Genomic DNA, 17,961 nt, shown 5'->3' with positions numbered 1-17,961 from the left:
CCACGGGCGCGACTTCGGGCTCAAGCCCGTCCCGGTCCGCGGCCCAGGCGGCGTACGGCGAGCCAACCGCCCGCGACGGCGGACCCGACGGCCAGGGCCAGGCCCGCGCCCACGGCGAGATCGCTGGGACCGGACGCCCCGCCGACGCCGGCCCGGGTGCCGCGCGTCGGCATGACAGGGGCCGCCGACTGAGGAGCGGTGGTGCCCGGGGCCACGGTCCGGGGAGCGGCGGCACTCGGGGTCGCACTCTGAGGAGCGGTGGTGCTCGGAGTCACGGGCCGGGAAGCGGTGGCACTCGGCGGGACCGCCGGCCGGGAGGCGGTGGTGCTCGGAGTCGCCGAAGGGCTCGAGCTCGGCGGCGGCACGGCGCCCGTACCGCGCCCGGGCAGTTCTTCGCAGGCGATGCCGTCGTCGGGGCCCTGGTCCTCGTCCAGCCCGTGCGGATCGGTCCTGTCCAGGTCGAACACCGCCTGGGCGTCCTCCTGGAAGCGGAAGTCCGAGCAGTTGAGGTCCTGGGCGTGCGCGACCCCGGACGAGGGGGCGACAGAAACGACGGCCAGGGCTATGCCGACCACCACACTGCGACTGCTCATCGAAGGCCTCCTCGGCGCTCTGCGCTCTGCAAGCGGTCACCCCACGCTAAGGGCGACCCACCGACCGCAGCGCGCGGCGATAGCCCGAACGAGAACCGGCGGACGGCACCGCGCCCGTACGGCACCGAGGACGCGCGAGGTCAGACGCCCAGCTTGGCCCGGCCGCCGCCGATCGCCGCCGCGGGGCGCGCCGTGGCCCGGACCGAGCGCCGTACCAGCCGCGCGTCGTGCCGCAGGTCCCGAGCGGCGTGGCGGCCGCGCCACAGCAGCGAGGGGGCGCTGCCGGTGTCGTCGGCGGTGATCAGCAAACCGCCCAGCATGGACATGTTCTTGAAGAAGTGGATGCGCTGCTGGGCCCGGCCTGACGGGTCCTCGACCTCCCAGTAGCGGTGCGCCGCCAGCGTGGTGGGCACCAGGGTCGCGGCGAGGGCCAGCGCGGACAGCCGGGGGAAGCGGCCGAGCCCGAGCAGGACGCCGCCGACCACCTGCACGGCGCCGTTGAGCCGGACGAGTTGCTCGGTGTCGTCCGGCAGCGCGGAGATCCGTTCGGTCGCGGGCCGGACGACGGATTCGGCCACCGGGGCCACGGCCTGCGGATTGCGCAGCGAGTTCATGCCACCGGCGATGAACATCGAGGCGAGCAGAGGACGGCCGGCGATACGGAGAAGACTCATGACGATGCCTCCGGAACAACACGGAACGAACAAAACGGAATGCACGAAGTGGAACAAGCGAAACGGAATGAACGGCACGGAACGCGGTGTCTGCTGGAAGTATCGGGTGCCCCGAAGGGGCGCCGCCATTCGGCACCGGGCGGAACCGCCCCCCGGCCTCCCCGCCCGGAGGCGCGGTCCGCTCCGGTCGGCTCGCGGGATCATCCGTCGGCGGCCGTGTCCCGTCGCCTGCCGAGTTCGTACATGAGCTGCTCGTTCGTCCGCACCCTGAAGCGCTCGCGCAGAGCCGCCATGTAGGTCGTGTAGGTGCGCGGGCTGATGTCGAGCGTTCGGGTGATGGCCTCGCGGGTGCTGCCCCCGGAGAGCATCCGGAGGATGTCGCGCTCGACGAGCTCGCGGTTGCTGGGGCTGTCCTCCGGGGCCGGGAACCAGGGGTCCGACGCCTCCCAGTGCAGCTCGTACTCCTCCCGCAGCCACGCGAGCAGCGCCGGGTCCCGGACGACGATGGCGGGTTCGCTGCCCCCCTCGCCCCTCCGGCGGTCCGAGATCATCCCCAGCGTGTCGGTGATGATCATGCGGGGGAACCTGCGCGAGGAGGTCCTGCTCTCGGCGGCCCCGGTCTCGGCCGTCATCCTGGCGTAGTCGGCCTCGGGAGCCCGGCTCCGGGCGCTCGCCGGGTAGAGGCTGCGGTAGCGGACGCCCCCCGCCTTCAGGATGGCGACGTCGCGGACCGCCGACACCGCCAGGCGTTCCGCGTGCCTCGGCCGCGTCTGGGACGACCAGATGACGCTCGACGCCTCGATCGCGTTGTGGAGGAGGTGGTCGACGACCGCCGGGGCCTTGACGATCTCGACGGCGTCGGTGTCGCACCGGCCCCCGGACGCGACCTGGTCCAACGCGCCCAGGACCGACGGAATCCGCCTGATGCGCCGGAGACGACGCTCGACCTCGTCGAGTTCCCGGCGGATCAGTTCCCGCTCGACGCGGTGCGGCGGCCGCGCGCCGGGCCTGCCGGTGAGGGGCTCGGTGAAGACGACCCCGAGGCTCCGGAGGTTCTCCAGCCGCGGATCGTCCGCGCTCAGGTCGTCGTCTCCGCGCCGGATCTCCCAGTAGAGCCGTACGTCGTCATCGGAAAGGCTCGGATCACCGGCCTCGGGGACCACTTCGCCGCGTTCGTTCACAATCTCCCCCTGCCCATCCGCGCAATGCGCCGATGGGCGCCCTCGATTCCTTGCGGGCGCCGAACCGGTACGGAAGCCTAACCCTCCGTGAGTCGATGAGACATGTGGGATCGAACCCGCGGGGCGGTGCGGAAAACCGTGCCGTCCGCGGAGCGACGCGAAGCGGCTCGGGCCGACCCGGACGAAGAAGCCGCTTCGCGCGAACCGCGAGCAGGATCGTCACCGGGCTCGCGGAAGCCGCCGTCCCCGCCGCCCCGGCGGAGCCGTACGGGGCGCGCCGCCCCCGCCGACGGGACCGCCGGCGCCCGGGCCTCCCACGGGGCCGATCACCGCGGCACGGCGGTCCGGCCGCGCCGCAACCAACGCAGACACCGGGAGAGTTCCACGATGCCCCTGAAGGAGCCACGCCATCCGGACGCGCGCGGACGGCGGGCGGCCGGCGGATGGGCCGCCCTGCGCGAACGGGGGCGGCTGCTGGCGGCGACACGGCGCGCCGGACGGCTCGTCCGCCACGACGCGGGCCTCAAGGACGCCGACGACGTGGCGGCGGTGGTCAGGGCCGTCGAGGAGAAACGGGGCAAGCGGATCGTCCTGGTCCACGTCCCGCTTCCGCCGGAGGTCTCCGCCTTCTGCGTCCGCGGCCACGACCGGGAGTACGTCGTCGTCGACGCGCGGGCCGGTGAACTGACCCGGGCGCACGCCACCCTCCACGAACTCTTCCACCTCTGGGAGGAGCACCCCGCCGAGGACGGCGGCCACGACCCGGGGATGGACGAGGCCGCGATCCGGCTGCTCCTGCCCGGCATCAGACCCGAGGCCGTACGGAAAGCCCTGACCAGGTCCCACTACACCGAGCGGGCCGAGCTGGGCGCGGAGACGTTCGCGACGGTCATGCTGCAACGACTGCGCCTCTCCGGGACGCGCGGCGACGGACCGGTCTCCTCCACCCTCGCGCACAGGAGCGCCGGTGTCTGAGCACACGACCACGGCGGTCTACCTCGCCGTGGCGGCGATCAACCTGCTCATCACCGTGTGGAAGGGCATGGCCCTCCTGCGGGAGCGGACGGCCACACTGGCCCTGATCACCCTCAGCTTCGCCGTGTCGGTCCTGGTGTACGCGGCGGCCAGCCCGGCCGGCTACCGCGGCCTCGGCGAGGCCACCGGGCGCCCCAGCGCCGCTACCCTCCCGGTGTACTCCGGGATCGTCGTGTGCTACGCGATCACGCACGTGCTCACGGTGCTCTGGGCCACGACCCCGTCACCCCGCGAGCGCGCCGAGGTGAACAGGCGCGCCCGGACGTGGGCCGGGGCGTACGCCGGCGCGATCGTGGCCATGGCGGTCGCCTTCGGGGCGGCGGACCTGGACGGGCACCCCGCCGACCCCCTGCGCTTCAACACGGACTTCGCCGAGGGCCGGCCCCTCGTCCTCGTCTTCCTGACCCTGTTCCTGACCGCGCTGTCCTGCGCCACGCTCAACACCGCGCGGCTCGCCCGCCGTACGGTCCCGGAGGACCCGAACCTCCGGCACGCGGTCCGGTACTTCGGCGTGTCGATGGTGATCTGCTTCGGGTACGTGGTGTGCAACGCCCCGGCCGTCCTCCTCGCGAGCCTCGGCAACCACGCCCTCGACGACGTGGGGACCCTGGGCTCGCTCTTCGGCACCGTCGCGGCGGTCCTCACCGGCTACGGCATGACCGGGGCCGCCGTCGGCGCGTGGCTGCGGGAGCGACGGGACGTCAAAACCCTCCAGCCGCTGTGGCGGCTCGCGGTGAAGGACGTGGACGCGAGGCTCGCGCTGGACCCGGGCGGCGCAGGCCTGTGCCTCACCCACGTACGGTTCACGCTGCACCGGCGGGTGGTCGAGATCCTCGACGGGATGCGCGTACTGCGGGCCTGGTCGTCCGCCGACGCGGCCGGGGCCATCGGGCGCCACGTGGAAGCGGCCGTCCCGCCCCTCCCGGCGGCGGAGCGGCAGGCCGTCGTGACGGCGGCCGTCCTGCGCGACGCCGGACTCCGCCTCCGGGCGGCACGGGCCCACGCGGCCCGCACCCGGCAGGAACGCCCGGTTCCACCGGACACCCCGGTCGCCCGCCTCCCCGGGGACGACACGGCCGCGTCCGACGAGCGGGAACGGCTCCTGCTCGTCGCCGCCCATCTGGACCACCCGCTCGTCACCTCGGCGCTGCGCGAGCTGCGCGCCGGGGACGCCGGCCCGCGGGGGACTTCCGGCGACCGCACGGTAGTGTCCTGACCGGCCGGCGCCGGGCACGGCGCCACCGACAGCGTTCGCACACCCGGCCGTCGCGCCGGGACGGGGGGTTCACGTGAAGAGGGCCGTCGTCATGGGCGGAAGCTACGCCGGGCTCTTCGCCGCCCGCGTGCTGAGCGACCACGCCGAGGACGTCGTGGTGGTGGAACCGGACGTACCGGGCCCCGACGGTCTCGGACGGCACACCCCGCAGCGGCACCAGCTCCACGCCCTGCTGTCCATGGGGCACATCCAGCTGGAGCGCTGGTTCCCCGGCATCACCGACGACCTGGTCGAGGGCGGCGCGCTCCTGGGCGAGGGCGACGACGTGCGGTTCTACCTCGACGGGCGCCTGAAGGCCCCGGTGGCCGGGGCGCGCATGCTCGGCGCCACCCGGCCGTTCCTGGAGAACCACCTGCGACGCCGGGTCGAAGGGCTCGCGAACGTACGGTTCCACCGGGCACGGGCCACCGACCTCGTGCTCCGGGACGGCCGCGCGGCCGGCGTGGCCACCGCGACCCCCCACGACGGGCCCGGGGAGGTGCTCGACGCCGACTTCGTGGTCGACGCGATGGGGCGGAACAGCCCCCTGGAGGACTGGCTCGTCCGGCACGGCTGGGACGGGGCGCCCGTCGACCGCATGAGGATCGACCTCGGATACGCCACCGCCCTGTTCCGGCGCGGCGACGAACTCGGCAGCACGGTCGTCGCCCACTCCAGCCCGGGACCCGCGAGCGGCTACCTGCCCACGGTGACGGAGCCCGGCGCCCTCGTCGCCGTGGAGGGCGACCGCTGGTCGGTCGTCCTGGCCGGCTACGCCGACCACCGCCCCGGACCCGGCCCCGACGAGTTCCTCCGGCGGATGCGCCGCTGCGTCGCCCCGCTCCGGACGGTGGCGGACGCCTCCCCGATGATCGGCGACGTCAGGACGTACCGCTTCGTCGAGAGCCGCCGCCGGGTCCACACCCGCCTGGACCGGTTCCCCGGCGGACTCGCCGTCGTGGGGGACGCCCTGGCCGCCGTCAACCCGGTCTACGGCCAGGGCCTCACGCTGGCGGCCCTGGCGGCCAACGCCCTTGGCGCGCACCTCCGTTCCACCCCCTCCCCACGGGGCCCGGCCCGGGGCTACTTCCGTCTCGTCGAAGCCGTCGTGGAGGCGGCCTGGCGGCTCTCCACGGCCGCCGACCTCGCCCAGCCCCACGTCACCGGCCCGTACCCCCGCGGCCACCGCGCGCAGAAGTGGGTCGCCGACCGGCTCACCGAGGCGTCCGTGCTCGACTCCGTCGTGAACACGCGCTACATGGGGGTCGTGAACATGGAACTGCCGCCGAAGGCCCTGACCGACGTCCGGCTCCTCGCCCGCGCCGCCCGCGTGCTGATCAGCGGCTGACGGGAACCGGACATGTGGGAACGCGTCCTCGACCGGGCGGGCATCCGGGAACCGGACGCCCGCCGGGAATACACGGCACAGCGCCGGGCGGTGCGCCGGTTCGCACCGGCCGAGTACACGGCGGCGCGACTGCTGCTGCCGGCGCCGCTCCAGCCCGACGTCGTCGTCCTGGTCGCCTTCATGCACGAGACCGACGACCGGATCGACCGCGGCGCCCTGCCGGAGCGCGAGGCGGCGCTCCGGCGGTGGCGGGAGCTCACGGACGAGGCCCTGACCACCGGCACGTCCCCGCACCCGGTGCTCCGGACCCTCGCGCGGACGGTCCGGCGGCACCCGGTGCTGCGCGGCCGCGTCGACGCGTTCCTCGACGGCGCCGCCCAGGAGGTGGCCTGGGAGCGGTTCGGCACGGAGGCCGAGGTCGAGCGGTACGTCGAGGGGTACTCGCTGCCCGCCCTGATGCTGTCCATGTGCCTGCTGGCGCCCGACGGCGATCCGGCGTCGGCCGGGTTCGAACGGGCCTGCCTGGCGCTCATCACGGCCATGCAGCGGCTCGACTTCCTGGAGGACCTCGCGCAGGACGTCCGGGAGGGAAGGGTCGGCGTCTCGGACCAGGCCCTCGCCCGGCACGGCCTGACGCTCCGGGACCTCCGGGCGAGGACGGCGCCCGCGGACCGCGTCGCGCGGCTCGTCACCGACCAGACGGACGTCGCCGCCGCCTCCCTGAGGACGGCGCGGTCCCTCCCCGGCCTCGCGGCCGGGGAACACCGTCCCTTCCTGCGCACCGTCCTGCGGGTGCAGGAACTGCGCTCGGCGGCCGTACGGAAGGCCGGACCGTCGCTCGCGACCCGCCCCTGCGGTCCCTCACCGGTCGGATGCGGCGCCGTACTGCTCCGGGAACTGACCCGCCGGAGCCTCTCCCCGCCCCGACCACGCGGCTAGGGCGTGTCCGGCGGATCATGGCCGGGGCCGCGACGCCCGGCACGGCTCCCCCGTAGCCCTTCGGGCACGGGAGGTGCCCCCACGCCGCGTTGCCGAAACGCCCCGACAGCTCCGCCATCGACCCGCTCCGGCGCCTTGCGAGCCTTCCCCCGGGCCCTTGCGGGCCCGGGGAGACCCCATGCACCGGACGCCGCGACCTGCCCGACCCTGATCCGCCGGACACGCCCTAGGGCTGCCGCAGCAACCCCCGGATCTTGCCCATGAGGCGGGTGCGGGAGGGCGGGGCGAGGGCGCGGACCCGGTCCGTGATCTCCCGGAGCTCCTGCTCCTGAGGGTCGGTAGCGGGCTCCGGCGGGGAGTGGGTGAGGACCGCGGCGAGGGCTTCCTGGAGCTGGTCGGCGAGCCTGATGTCCGCGACGTCGATGCTGCTGCGCAGCGCGAGGTGGCTGACGTGCTCCCCGCGGAGGGTGCTCAGCGTGAAGAGACTCGCGTGGACGGGGCGCAGCGCCCGGGCGAGGGCCCGCCGGCCGCTCGTGCTCAGGAACCCCGGGTCCACGTCGAAGAACTCCTCCAACGAGGCCGTCACGGCCCTGCCGGCCTCCCGGTTGCCCGAGAAGAGGGCGGAGACCATGCCCCGGGACAGGCCGAGCGCGTCCGCGATGTGGACCTGCTTGTAGGGCTTCCCGTCCGGTGCGCGTCGCGTGTCGAGGAGGAAGGCCAACCGCTCGGTGAAGCCCGGGTTCAGCCGGTCCTCCGGGACCGGCTCGCCCCGGAGGAGGGCGAGGACGACGTCCTCCGGGATGCCGGTCCGATGGGCGACCGAGTCGAGCTCCAGGTCCTCGTGGGTCATCCCCGTGGAGGGGAGCAGACCGTTGATCGCCGTGATCAGCGCCGCGAGGTCGTCCGGCGGCGGGTCGGCGCCGTTCATGCGAGGCGGTCTCCAGCGGAAGGGGGGGTGCGGACGGGTGCAGGTTAACCGCCCGCCGCCCCCGCGTCACGATCGCCTGCCCCCCGGAGGCGGGCCCGGCCGCGGAGTTCACAATTGTTGACACCGCTGGAGCCCGTACAGCAAGATCGGTGAACGTGCCAGTCCCCGCGGGGACTTCGTCAGCGACCGCGTGCGACAGCGCGCGGGCCGGCCGTGGAACCCCGGGAAGAGGGCGCGGCCACCGGTGACTCGCCCGAGTCCGCACCACCAGTACGGAAACCGACCCGAACCGCAGGGGTGTTCCGGGGCAGGCGTGGCCGCAACGCGCCGACCCCGGAAGAACTGTCGACCACTGCCTCGGACAGCAGGGCCCCCGGCCGCGGCCCGACCCGGCCGGAACCCTGCCCGCCAGAGGGAGCTTTGTCATGTCGCGCGCACCGGACGCCCTCTCCACCCGCCGACCGGCCCCCGGCACCGTCGCGGTCGTCGCACCGCACGGCGACGACGACGGCCGCCCCCTGCGCAAGACCCCCCACCGCGCCTCGTCGTCCGTCGGACCCGTACCGGCCGGCGCCGCTCGCGCCGTCGAGGAGGACCACCGGCCGATCCGGCCCGTCGAACGGGCCGGCCGCCGCGAGGGGCAGGGCCGATGACGGAGAGCACACCGGCGCGTCCGCCCGAAACCGCCCACGTGCGACGGGTCATGCGCGTCGCACAGGCCTTCACCGAGCTGCCCGGGACCGTCCACGGCCCCGCCGAACTCGCCGCGGCCGCGCACCTCGACACCGCGCTCGTCCACCGGATCCTGCGCTCCGGGCTCTCCGGCTCCACGTTCGTCGAGGCGGCCCCCGGCCGGTACCGCCTGGGGCCCGGCGCCGCGCGCGTCGGCATCCACGCCATGGCCACCGTCCCCGGCCCCCGGACCGCCCGGCCCGTCCTCGACCGCCTCGGCCGCCTCCTGGACGCCTTCACCGTCCTCTGGGTGCTCTCCCCGTACGGCGGGCCGTCCAAGACGCACGCCGCCAGCGCACCGGGCCGGTACGGCTTCGACGCCCTCGGCCTGACGCCCGCCCAGCTGGTGGAGATCGGCCAGTCCCTGCGCGCCGGCGCCTCCGGCCACGCGATCGCCGCCCACCTGCCCCGGCCGCTGATCGCCGCCGTCCTGACCGCACCGGTCCCCGCCGGCGCCGGACCCGGCGTACCGCGCGGGGCCGCCGGCTTCACCGCCGCCCTGGAACGGGTCCGCAGGACCGGATACGCCGTCACCCGCGAGGAGATCCCCGGCTGGGACGCGCTCGCCGCCCCCGTCCTGTGGGGCGACACCGTCTACGGAGCCGTCACGGTCCTCAAGCCCTCCCCGCTGATGCCCCGCGACCTCTCCCTCCTCGTCACCGCCACGACGGCCGCCGCCGAACAGCTCTCCCTCCGCGTCTCCGACACCGACCTCGCGCCATCCCCGCCGCCCCGCTCACCGCGACGGACCGAAGACCGCCCCGCAACGCCGTACGGCACCACCGACTGGTAGGCCGCGCACCCGGTCCGCCCCCGGGAGGACGAGACCGGGCCGGAACTCAGGCCGCCGCCGTGCGGAACGTGCTGGGGCTCAGGCCCCTGTGGCGCTTGAACGCGGCGCTGAAGCCGAAGGCGTCGGCGTACCCGACCGACCTCCCGATCTGGGCGATGCTGAGGTCGGTGTCGGTCAGCAGCGCCTCGGCCTCGTCCATGCGGCACCGGGTGAGGTAGGCGAGGGGCGGGCAGCCCATCAGCAGGGTGAAGCGCTTGGCGAACAGTGCCCTGGAGACGCCGGCCCGGGCGGCCAGCGACGCCACCGTCCACGCCTCGGCGGGCCGGTCGTGGAAGGCCTGCAGGGCGGGGGCGAGGACCGGGTCGGCCAGGCCCCGGTACCAGCTGGGGGCGTCGGCGCCGGCCCCGTCGAACCAACTGCGCAGCGTGCACACCAGGGCCCAGTCCAGGAGCCGGTCCATCAACGCCTGCGAACCGGCCGAGAGCCGGGCGGCGTCGACGGCGACCGCCTCCAGCCAGGCACAGGCCTCGGCGTCCTCCTTGACCACCAGGACGGGCGGCAGGGCACGCAGGAGCCGTTCGTGGCGATGGCCCGAGGCGCGGTAGGCGCCCACGATCAGCACGGTCGCCTCCTCCGAGTCGGCGCCCCAGCGGATACCGCCGATCTCCTGGGCGGTGCACTCGGTCTCCGCGGTGAAGCAGGCGATCTCGTAGGAGGCGTGGGGGCCGTGGACCGTGGCGGGGCGGTCCGCGAGACGGAACGGCGCGGACCCGGTCACGACGGCCGTGTCGCCCGCGCCGACCGCCCGCTCGGTGCCGTCGGACAGCACCAGGGTCCCTCCGCCGCGCAGCACGCTGATCATGGTGAGCGGCGCGTCGTCGGCGAAGCGGATGGTCCAGGGCGCCGTCAGTACGGCGTGGCTGACGACCGAGCCCTCGGCCCGGATGCCGCTCAGGAGCGAACTCAAGGGATCCATGGGAGGCACCGTAGACGATCTCCTATGTTCCGGAGCGTTTCTCCCATGGATCATCCACATCGCCATGGCTGTACTGGACCCACCGAAACGACAGGGACCGACAGACACCAGCCGGGAGACACCGTGACACAGCACGACAACAGCCTTTCCAGGACCGCCCTCGTGGTCGTCGCCCACCACCGCACCGACTCCCTCACCGCGCACACGGCCCGCCGCGCCGCCGCCCGGCTCGAAGCCGCCGGCTACCGCGTCGACCTGCTCGACCTGCACGCCGAGGGGTTCGACCCGCGGATGAACACGTCGGACCAGCCGGACTGGGGCGACAGGGAGAAGCCGTACTCGGACGAGGCGCACGCCCACATGCGGCGCATCCTCGACGCCGACGTCGTCGTCGCCGTCTTCCCGGTGTACTGGCAGAGCGTGCCCGCCCTCCTCAAGGGCTGGATCGACCGCGTGTGGAACTACGGGTTCGCCTACGGCCGCAGCAAGCCCCGCCTCGCCGGCAAGCGCATGCTGTGGCTGGCCCTGGCCGGCGCCACCTCCGACGACCCCGTCGTGGAGGGGATGCAGGCCGTCCTCGAAACCAACCTGAGCGAGGGCATCGCCTACTACTGCGGCTTCTCCCAGTCCACCGTCGGCCTGCTCACCGACGCGGAGGAGCGCCCGCAGCGCGTCGACGCCGAGGGCAACCTGCTGGTCGGCGAGGCGGTCTCGGGCGCCGAACGGGAGGCGCAGTACGCCGACTTCGACCGGCGCGCCCGGGAGCTCGTGGAGAAGTTCGTCGCCGAGGAGCGCGTGGGAGTCTGACCGCGAACGGGGCGCGGGACCGAGGGCACCCGGCCCGGGGGCTCCTCGGTCCCGCGCCTTCCCGGCGGAATGCCCACGGCGGAGCCGACCGCTTCGGGGGAGACGCCGCCCCGGCCGGCGTTCCCCGCCTCCAGGACGCGGGCGCCCCGGTGGTCGGGAACGGGGCGGACGAAACGGCCCGTGGCCGGTGCCGGACCGGCCGGCGCGGCGGCGTGACGGGCGAAGGGGCGCTCCCGCCCGGCGTGGGACGCGCGCCCTTTCTCCTCGCCTCTGTTCCAGTGGAGAGGTGAAACGGACACGAGCCATCGGCGGGAGCGGCGGTCGCCGCCGGCCCGGGCCGGCCCGCGGGAGCCGGGACCGCACCGATTGGAAGGGGGCGCGGTGAGCGGGGGAGGGGCGGTCGTACGGTGGATGTTCCCCGACGGCCACCGCTACGCGCGGTTCGTCCCCCCGCTGCTCGTACTGACGTTCGTCAGCGGGCTCGTGGACGCGGCGAGCTTCCTCGGCCTCGGCCGGGTCTTCGTGGCCAACATGACCGGCAACGTGGTCTTCCTCGGGTTCGCCCTGTCGGGGGCGGCCCAGCTGTCGGCCCCCGCCTCGGCGGCGGCGCTGGCGGGGTTCCTGGCCGGGGCCGCCACGGGCGGCGCGTGGCACAGGGAAGCCGAGCCGGGAAGGCTGTTCGCGCCGCTGGTCGCCGCCCAGGCCCTGCTGGTCGCGCTCGCCCTCGCCGGCCAGGCGGCCGACTGGGGCCGGTACCCGGTCCTGGTGCCGCTGGCCTGCGGGATGGGGCTGCAGAACGCCCTCGTCCACCGCCTGGGGGTGCCGGACCTGACCACCACCGTGATGACGCGGACGCTGACCGGGCTCGCGGTCGACCGCCCGGGACCCGGCACCGTGCGGCGCGGGGCGTCGGTGGCCGTGCTCGCGGCAGGGGCGCTCGCCGGAGGTCTTCTCCACGCCCACGCGGGCGTGGAGGGCGTCCTCGTCGCGGCCCTGGCCCTGTTGCTGCTGCTCGCCGTCGTACCGGCCGCGCGCCACCGGTACGACGACGAGCCCGCGGGCGGCCACGGGCCGCCGCCGGAGCGGGAGTAGGGGGCAGGGAGGCGCGCTCTCCCGTACCGGAGCGGACTCACCTACCGTTGGCGGCCGACGGGAAGAGAACCGGAGGAGCGCAGCGATGACCATCCTGAAGACCTACGCGCGCCTGTGGGTCGACGACCTCGACCGCGCCCTGCCGCTCCTGGAGCGGCTCACGGGCGAACGGCCGCACCTGAGACTGGAGTTCCACGGAGTCGGCCTCGGAGCCATCGGCGACTTCCTGGTCATCGCGGGGCCGGCCGAGGAGCGCGCGAAGTACGCCCACGCCTCCGCCACGGTCGTCGTCCAGGACCTCGACGCCCTCCAGGAAACCCTGGAGGCGGCCGGCGCCGCCATCACCACCCCCGCGACCGAGGGCCCGACCGGGAGGTTCCTCTACGCCCGCCACGCGGACGGAGCGGGCGTCGAGTACGTCGAATGGAACGCGGAACTGCTCAGCAGGATCATTCACCCGTCGGAACCCCCGGCGGAGTGACCGCGGAAGGACCGCGGAATGACCTTCGGGATTGCCGGGACGGCCGGGACGCTCCGGGCCCGAAGCGCTCGCTCAGCGCAGTGCCCCGGCGACCACGGAGGCGGCCCGGGCGATCAGCCGGTTGTCCGGCTTCGCCTCCCGGTCGGAGCGGGTCGACAGGATCGCCATCACGATCGGCGCCCCGTCCGGGGGCCAGACCACGGCCATGTCGTTGCGCCCGCCGTACGTCGTCGCCGTCCCCGTCTTGTCCCCGACCACCCACGTGTCGGGCACCCCGGCGCGGATGGTCTCGTCACCCGTCAGATTGGTCTTCAGCCAGGTGGTGAGCCGCTCCCGCTCGGGAGCCCGCAGGACGTCACCGAGTACGAAGGCACGCAGGTCACGGGCGAGTGCCCGCGGTGAACTGGTGTCCCGGACCTCGCCCGGCCTCCAGTCCCCGAGCTCCGGCTCGATCCGGTCCATCCGCGTCACGTCGTCGCCGATCGACCGCAGCACCGCCTGGAGGCCCTTCGGGCCGCCCAGTTCCTCGAAGAGCAGGTTGCCCGCCGTGTTGTCGCTGTGGCGGACGGCGGCGTCGGCGAGGGCGTCCAGCGTCATCCCCGTACCGACGTGCTTCTCGGTGACCGGCGACGGGTCGACCAGCTCGTCCTCCGTGTACCGCACGACGCGCTCCATGCCGCTCAGGCTCTCCTTCCGCAGCACGGCCCCGGCGGCCAGGGCCTTGAAGGTGGACGCGTAGGGGAACCGCTCGCCGTCCCGGTAGGCGACCTCGCGGCCGGTGCCGGTGTCGATCGCGTAGACCCCGAGCCGGGCGTCGAACGCGTCCTCCAGGGCGCGGAATTCACGCCGGTGGGACGAGCCGGCCGCATCCGGTCCGGACGTCACTCCGACGGAGGGCGGGGCGGGGGAGGGAGGGGAGGCCTGCGCCTTCTGCTCGGCGCAGGCGGTCAGCGGAACGAGGACGAGCGCGGCGGCGAATCCCGTGAGGGCGCGCCTGACGCGGGTGAGCTGCATGGTCTCCGGACCTCCGGTGCGCCCCGGGCAGGGGCGCGTAGGGGCCGGTCCCGCACGGCACCGGCCCGGTGCGTGTCATGGGTACCCGTCACGAGTACCCGACCACGTTCGCCCGCCGCCGCCATGCGGTCCAATGCCGACACGTGCCGTTCCATGCGGAATCCGCATGGAACGCGGCGGCGCATAGGGTGCGGGGTGTGGATCTGGTGGCAGCGAGCCGAGCCTTCGTCGGCGTCAGCGAACACGGCAGTTTCACCGTCGGGGCGGCCGCGGCCGGCATGTCCCAGCCGGTGGCCAGCCGGCGCGTCGCCGCGCTGGAGGAGCACGTGGGGGAGCGGCTCTTCGAACGCACGTCGCGCCGCGCGGTGCTCACTCCGTTCGGCCGGGACCTGCTGCCCTCGGCCAGGGCCCTGGTGCGCGCCGCCGACGTCCTGCTCCACGAGGCCGAGACGGCACGGCGCAGGCCGTGGCGGATCGCCGTGCCCGACGTCTGCGGCACGGTGGCCCTCGCGCGCCTCGTCGCCGACGCCCGGACCCTCGGCATCGCCCTCGACCTGCGGATCGCACCGCCCGCCGAACGCCTGGACCTGGTACGGGCCCGGCAGGTGCGGGCCGCGGTGCTGGCGGTGCCGTCCGACGAGGCGGTCTGGTCGGTGCCGCTGGGCGTCGCCACGGCCGCGGACCCCGGCACGCGCCGCGTCTGGCTGGAGACCCTGCGGGTCGGCCGGGCCGACCGGGGCCCGGCGCGGAGGCTGTGGATCCAGCCCGAGGACGACGTCCCGCACGTCCGCGACCCGCTGGCACGGCTGAGGGACGCGATCGGGCTGCGCCCCGCGCAGTTCGCCGCGGCGACCGACCTGACGGACGCGGTGGCCGAAGTGCTGTACGGGGACGACCTGCTGCTCTGCTCACCGGCGCAGGCCACCGGACTCGGCCTGCACTGGCGCCCGCTGGGCGAACTGTCCCCGGTCCGGGGATTCGCGCTCCGCGCGGCGGACGACGGGGACCCGGCCGGAACGGTCAGCCGCCTGGGCCGCGCCCTCGCCCGCTGCCTGGGCGCGGCCGCGGACGGCACCCCGGCAGGGGACGCACACCCGGACACGGACGCGGGCGGGGACGGGAACGGAACGGACGGGGAACGAGAGGCGGGCACGTGCGCACCGGCACACTGATCGAAGAGGTGCAGCGGCGGCTGACGGACGGCGGGCTGCGGGGCTGCCTCCTGGTCCGGGACCTTCGCACCGGCCAGGAGATCGGTGTCGACCCGGACACCGCCCTCCCCTCGGCCTCCCTGGTCAAGGTCCCCCTGGCGGTGGCCACCTTCGAACGCATCCGGCGCGGCGAACTCGACGGCTCCACCCCGCTCGACGTCGCTCCGGGACGCAGCACCACTCCCGGGCCCACCGGCCTGACCCGCTTCCGCCATCCCGCGCGGATCGCCGTCGAGGACCTGCTCTACCTGAGTACGTGCCTGAGCGACGAACGGGCCGCCGACACCCTCTTCGGCCTCACCCCGCCCGCCCGGGTCACCGCCCTCCTGCGGGAGTTCGGCATCCACGGCATCTCCGTGCGCCACACCGTCGACGAGCTCAGCAACACCCCCGTCGAACGCTTCGACACCACCCAGGCGCACCTCGCGCACGCGCTCGCCATCGACGCCGGCACCGGCGGACGCGGCCACCGGGTGCCGCAGCTCGACACGACCCGCGCCAACACCGGCAGCGCCAGGGCCTGGGTCGACCTGCTCCAGGAACTCTGGGCGCCCGAAGCCCTCCACCCGCAGGTCGCGGAGGCGGTACGCGGACTGATGCTGCACAACATGCTCCGCCAGCGCCTCACCCCCGACTTCGCCTCGGACGCGACCACCTGGTGGTCCAAGACCGGCACCCTGCTCAACCTCCGGCACGAGATCGGCGTGGTGGAGCACACCGACGGCGGCGCCTACGCCGTCGCGGCGCTCACCGAATCCCTGGTACCGGCCGCCGTCCAGCCCGGCGCGGACGCGCTGATGGGCCAGGCGGCCCGGGCGCTGCGCGACCATCTGCGCCACGTCTGACCCACCCGGCCCCCGCACCGGGCGCGGCACACGGCAGCGGCCCGACGGCACGGCGTTCCCGGGCCGTCACGGAGCCGGACGGGCCGGAGCCGACGCGGCCGACGGTCCCGAAGAAGCACGCCCCCGAGGTCCGCATTCGGCCCGGACGCCGACGTCCGCCTCGCAGGGCGCGTACAGTACCGGGGGCGCGGCGAGATCACGAGGAGTCCGTCTTGACCGCGGCCAGTCTTGAGCACACCACCGTTCCCGCCGACACCGGCGAGGTCACCCTCCTGATAGCCCGCCGGGTCGACCCCGGTCACGAAGCCGCCTTCGAACGGTGGGCGAAGGGCATCCTCGACACCGCGGCCACTTTCCCCGGCCACCTCGGATACGGGTTCTTCCGCTCCTCCGGAGGCGACGCCCCGTGGTTCCTCGTCCACCGTTTCCGGGACGCCGGGGCATGCCGGACCTGGCAGGAGTCGCCCGAGCGCGCGGCCTGGTTCGCGGACTGCGACGGACACCACCACACCGAGGTCGCCCGGCGGGAACTGACCGGGATGGAGACCTGGTTCGCCGAACCGGGCTCCGTACGACCCGCCCCGCCCCGGTGGAAGATGGCGATCGGCGCGACCCTCGCCGTCTACCCGATCTCCGTCCTCGGCGCCCTCTTCCTCCTGCCCCACCTGGCCGCCCTCCCCCTCCTCCTCAGCAGCGCCGTCACGGCCTGCGTCTTCAACGTGCTCATGACGTACGTGGCGATGCCGGCCGTCAGCAGGCTCCTGCGCGGCTGGCTCACCCCGTAGGCACCGTGCCCGATGCCGGGTCCGGCCCCACCGGCGGCTCGGCAGGGCCGGACCCGGCATCGGGCGGGGTGGTGAATCCTTTCGTCCCGCCCCCGCCTCTCATACGTGTGCGGACGACCCCGTCCGCTCCACGACCCACCGGGAGGAACCCATGACCACCGTCGTCATCGCCGCGGCCGCCGCGCTGCTGCTGTGCGCGTGCACCGTCACGGTGCTGCGCCGCCGGAGGCGTCGGCGTGGCTGACCGCACCTGGCCCGGCGACACCCTGATCGCCGCGGCACAGCGGGGCGACACGGAGGCGCTCACCGCCCTGGTGCACGGTTCGTACCCGCACGTGCACCGGTTCGCGCGCACGCTGTGCGCCACACCCCAGGACGCCGAGGACGCCGCCCAGGAGGCGCTGTTCATCCTCTACCGCAAGATCGGCATGCTGCGGGCCTCCGGAGCGCTGGCGTCGTGGATGTTCCGGATCGTCCGCAACGAGTGCCTGCGCCGCACCCGCGCCCTGCTCTCCCACGGCCCGGCCGACCCGGGCCGTGGGGGGCCCGGACACCGCGACGACCCGGGCCGCCACGGGCCGGCGGACGGGAACCACGCGTCCGGCGACACCGCGCGGTCCGCCGAGGAGGAAGCCCTGCTGCTCCTGGAAGCCGAACGCGTCGGGGCCGCGATCGCCGCCCTGCCCGCCGACCAGCGACAGGTGCTGATCATGCGGGACGTCCAGGGCCTGCCCGGCCGTACCGTCGCGGGCCGGCTCGGGCTGAGCACCGCCGCGATGAAGTCCCGTCTGCACCGGGCCCGTTCGGCGATACGCGAGGCACTGCGCGAAGAGCCGGCGCCCACGGAAGGAGGAGGACGATGACACCCGGCCCCACCACGGCGAACGCCACCCCGCCCGGCGCCCCCGACGGCGACCGCGCGCCACGGCGCGGCGGCTTCGCGAGCGCCACCGTCCCGCGCCACCTGGTCCGCGGCGCGATCGGATTCGGCGCGCTCGCCGGATCACTGGTGCTGCTCCGGGCCGTCGGACCCGCGAGTCTGCTGCTCGCCCCGATCGGCCTGGTCGCCCTGCGCGGCTGCCCGATGTGCTGGGCCGTCGGCCTCGTGGAGACCGTTTCCGCCGGTCGGCTGCGCCGCTCCTGCACCGAGGGGAGCTGCACACTGCGACGCGCCTGACGATCGTGCCGGGAGCCGACCGCTTCCTGAACACGCTTGTACGAAGCGGCACTTGGGCTTACCGGGCTGAACCCGCTGTCCCGTGCGACGGACGG

General features: G+C 74.6%; 20 protein-coding genes. 14 read left to right on the top strand and 6 right to left on the bottom strand.

Annotated features, from left to right (window positions below; all coding sequences use genetic code 11):
- Positions 1-20: 20 nt before the first annotated feature.
- From CP977_RS02115 to CP977_RS02105, 3 genes are all read right to left on the bottom strand, one after another.
- Positions 21-593 carry an excalibur calcium-binding protein gene (locus CP977_RS02115; RefSeq protein ID WP_152369503.1) on the bottom strand — a complete coding sequence of 191 codons (573 nt, stop codon included), beginning with the start codon at positions 591-593 and terminating at the stop codon, positions 21-23.
- A gap of 140 nt (positions 594-733) precedes the next feature.
- Positions 734-1,267, bottom strand: a complete 534-nt coding sequence (locus tag CP977_RS02110; protein ID WP_062761061.1) for a DoxX family membrane protein — start codon at positions 1,265-1,267, stop codon at positions 734-736.
- A 200-nt stretch (positions 1,268-1,467) separates the two neighbouring features.
- Complete coding sequence (locus tag CP977_RS02105; protein WP_152369502.1) at positions 1,468-2,448, bottom strand: helix-turn-helix transcriptional regulator; 981 nt, start codon at positions 2,446-2,448, stop codon at positions 1,468-1,470.
- 387 nt (positions 2,449-2,835) lie between these two features.
- On the opposite strand from CP977_RS02105, the gene CP977_RS02100 reads away from it, so the two are divergent.
- The 4 genes from CP977_RS02100 (at position 2,836) to CP977_RS02085 (ending at position 7,025) form a co-directional block, all read left to right on the top strand.
- Complete coding sequence (locus CP977_RS02100) at positions 2,836-3,423, top strand: hypothetical protein (protein ID WP_062761057.1); 588 nt, start codon at positions 2,836-2,838, stop codon at positions 3,421-3,423.
- Positions 3,416-4,699 carry an MAB_1171c family putative transporter gene (locus tag CP977_RS02095; RefSeq protein ID WP_062761055.1) on the top strand — a complete coding sequence of 428 codons (1,284 nt, stop codon included), beginning with the start codon at positions 3,416-3,418 and terminating at the stop codon, positions 4,697-4,699. The genes CP977_RS02100 and CP977_RS02095 overlap by 8 nt, the downstream gene beginning before the upstream one ends.
- Before the next feature lie 91 nt (positions 4,700-4,790).
- Entirely contained in the window at positions 4,791-6,086 is a 1,296-nt protein-coding gene (locus tag CP977_RS02090; protein WP_183953293.1) for an FAD-dependent monooxygenase, read from the top strand.
- A gap of 12 nt (positions 6,087-6,098) precedes the next feature.
- Positions 6,099-7,025: a squalene/phytoene synthase family protein gene (locus tag CP977_RS02085; RefSeq protein ID WP_152369500.1), complete on the top strand. Its 927-nt coding sequence runs from the start codon at positions 6,099-6,101 to the stop codon at positions 7,023-7,025.
- A gap of 226 nt (positions 7,026-7,251) precedes the next feature.
- Here the strand turns inward: CP977_RS02085 and CP977_RS02080 are convergent, their stop codons facing one another.
- Entirely contained in the window at positions 7,252-7,953 is a 702-nt protein-coding gene (locus CP977_RS02080; protein ID WP_062761049.1) for a helix-turn-helix domain-containing protein, read from the bottom strand.
- 425 nt (positions 7,954-8,378) lie between these two features.
- On the opposite strand from CP977_RS02080, the gene CP977_RS02075 reads away from it, so the two are divergent.
- Both CP977_RS02075 and CP977_RS02070 read left to right on the top strand, forming a co-directional pair.
- Entirely contained in the window at positions 8,379-8,606 is a 228-nt protein-coding gene (locus CP977_RS02075; RefSeq protein ID WP_152369499.1) for a hypothetical protein, read from the top strand.
- A gap of 50 nt (positions 8,607-8,656) precedes the next feature.
- Positions 8,657-9,478, top strand: a complete 822-nt coding sequence (locus CP977_RS02070) for an IclR family transcriptional regulator (RefSeq protein ID WP_152369498.1) — start codon at positions 8,657-8,659, stop codon at positions 9,476-9,478.
- Positions 9,479-9,524: 46 nt separating this feature from the next.
- Here CP977_RS02070 and CP977_RS02065 read toward each other — a convergent pair whose 3' ends face one another.
- Positions 9,525-10,454 (bottom strand): AraC family transcriptional regulator, encoded by a 930-nt coding sequence (locus CP977_RS02065; RefSeq protein WP_062761043.1) that lies wholly within the window; start codon positions 10,452-10,454, stop codon positions 9,525-9,527.
- 123 nt (positions 10,455-10,577) lie between these two features.
- Here CP977_RS02065 and CP977_RS02060 point away from each other — a divergent pair, with 123 nt between their 5' ends.
- From CP977_RS02060 to CP977_RS02050, 3 genes are all read left to right on the top strand, one after another.
- Complete coding sequence (locus CP977_RS02060) at positions 10,578-11,261, top strand: NAD(P)H oxidoreductase (protein ID WP_109186258.1); 684 nt, start codon at positions 10,578-10,580, stop codon at positions 11,259-11,261.
- Between the two features lie 381 nt (positions 11,262-11,642).
- Entirely contained in the window at positions 11,643-12,353 is a 711-nt protein-coding gene (locus CP977_RS02055) for a YoaK family protein (protein ID WP_229991504.1), read from the top strand.
- Between the two features lie 85 nt (positions 12,354-12,438).
- Entirely contained in the window at positions 12,439-12,834 is a 396-nt protein-coding gene (locus CP977_RS02050) for a VOC family protein (RefSeq protein WP_062761039.1), read from the top strand.
- Between the two features lie 72 nt (positions 12,835-12,906).
- Here the strand turns inward: CP977_RS02050 and bla are convergent, their stop codons facing one another.
- Positions 12,907-13,848, bottom strand: coding sequence for a class A beta-lactamase (gene bla / locus CP977_RS02045; RefSeq protein WP_152369497.1), 942 nt, complete (start codon positions 13,846-13,848; stop codon positions 12,907-12,909).
- Positions 13,849-14,045: 197 nt separating this feature from the next.
- On the opposite strand from bla, the gene CP977_RS02040 reads away from it, so the two are divergent.
- The 5 genes from CP977_RS02040 to CP977_RS02020 all read left to right on the top strand — a co-directional run bounded on the left by CP977_RS02040 (position 14,046) and on the right by CP977_RS02020 (position 17,866).
- Positions 14,046-15,020 (top strand): LysR family transcriptional regulator, encoded by a 975-nt coding sequence (locus CP977_RS02040; protein WP_063915311.1) that lies wholly within the window; start codon positions 14,046-14,048, stop codon positions 15,018-15,020.
- The gene (locus tag CP977_RS02035; RefSeq protein ID WP_152369496.1) at positions 15,002-15,904 is read left to right on the top strand and encodes a serine hydrolase; all 903 of its coding nucleotides are present in this window, start codon (positions 15,002-15,004) and stop codon (positions 15,902-15,904) included. The genes CP977_RS02040 and CP977_RS02035 overlap by 19 nt, the downstream gene beginning before the upstream one ends.
- A gap of 212 nt (positions 15,905-16,116) precedes the next feature.
- Positions 16,117-16,689 carry an antibiotic biosynthesis monooxygenase gene (locus CP977_RS02030; protein WP_062761033.1) on the top strand — a complete coding sequence of 191 codons (573 nt, stop codon included), beginning with the start codon at positions 16,117-16,119 and terminating at the stop codon, positions 16,687-16,689.
- Positions 16,690-16,925: 236 nt separating this feature from the next.
- Complete coding sequence (locus CP977_RS02025) at positions 16,926-17,552, top strand: RNA polymerase sigma factor (protein WP_109186254.1); 627 nt, start codon at positions 16,926-16,928, stop codon at positions 17,550-17,552.
- On the top strand, positions 17,549-17,866 hold the full coding sequence (locus tag CP977_RS02020; RefSeq protein ID WP_229991505.1) for a hypothetical protein: 318 nt from the start codon (positions 17,549-17,551) through the stop codon (positions 17,864-17,866). Before CP977_RS02025 ends, CP977_RS02020 begins: the two co-directional genes overlap by 4 nt.
- Positions 17,867-17,961 lie beyond the last annotated feature (95 nt).

This window comes from Streptomyces cinereoruber (genome assembly GCF_009299385.1).
Lineage (GTDB): Bacteria > Actinomycetota > Actinomycetes > Streptomycetales > Streptomycetaceae > Streptomyces > Streptomyces bikiniensis.
Note: the sequence above shows the minus strand (reverse complement) of the source record. Positions and strands in the feature narration are given on the sequence as shown.

Bases quoted from the DNA above. Each gene is read 5' to 3' on its own strand.
- CP977_RS02115 (WP_152369503.1), bottom strand. From the start codon at position 593: ATGAGCAGTCGCAGTGTGGTGGTCGGCATAGCCCTGGCCGTCGTTTCT.
- CP977_RS02110 (WP_062761061.1), bottom strand. From the start codon at position 1,267: ATGAGTCTTCTCCGTATCGCCGGCCGTCCTCTGCTCGCCTCGATGTTC.
- CP977_RS02100 (WP_062761057.1), top strand. From the start codon at position 2,836: ATGCCCCTGAAGGAGCCACGCCATCCGGACGCGCGCGGACGGCGGGCG.
- CP977_RS02090 (WP_183953293.1), top strand. From the start codon at position 4,791: ATGGGCGGAAGCTACGCCGGGCTCTTCGCCGCCCGCGTGCTGAGCGAC.
- CP977_RS02085 (WP_152369500.1), top strand. From the start codon at position 6,099: ATGTGGGAACGCGTCCTCGACCGGGCGGGCATCCGGGAACCGGACGCC.
- CP977_RS02080 (WP_062761049.1), bottom strand. From the start codon at position 7,953: ATGAACGGCGCCGACCCGCCGCCGGACGACCTCGCGGCGCTGATCACG.
- CP977_RS02075 (WP_152369499.1), top strand. From the start codon at position 8,379: ATGTCGCGCGCACCGGACGCCCTCTCCACCCGCCGACCGGCCCCCGGC.
- CP977_RS02070 (WP_152369498.1), top strand. From the start codon at position 8,657: ATGCGCGTCGCACAGGCCTTCACCGAGCTGCCCGGGACCGTCCACGGC.
- CP977_RS02065 (WP_062761043.1), bottom strand. From the start codon at position 10,454: ATGGATCCCTTGAGTTCGCTCCTGAGCGGCATCCGGGCCGAGGGCTCG.
- CP977_RS02050 (WP_062761039.1), top strand. From the start codon at position 12,439: ATGACCATCCTGAAGACCTACGCGCGCCTGTGGGTCGACGACCTCGAC.
- bla (WP_152369497.1), bottom strand. From the start codon at position 13,848: ATGCAGCTCACCCGCGTCAGGCGCGCCCTCACGGGATTCGCCGCCGCG.
- CP977_RS02020 (WP_229991505.1), top strand. From the start codon at position 17,549: ATGACACCCGGCCCCACCACGGCGAACGCCACCCCGCCCGGCGCCCCC.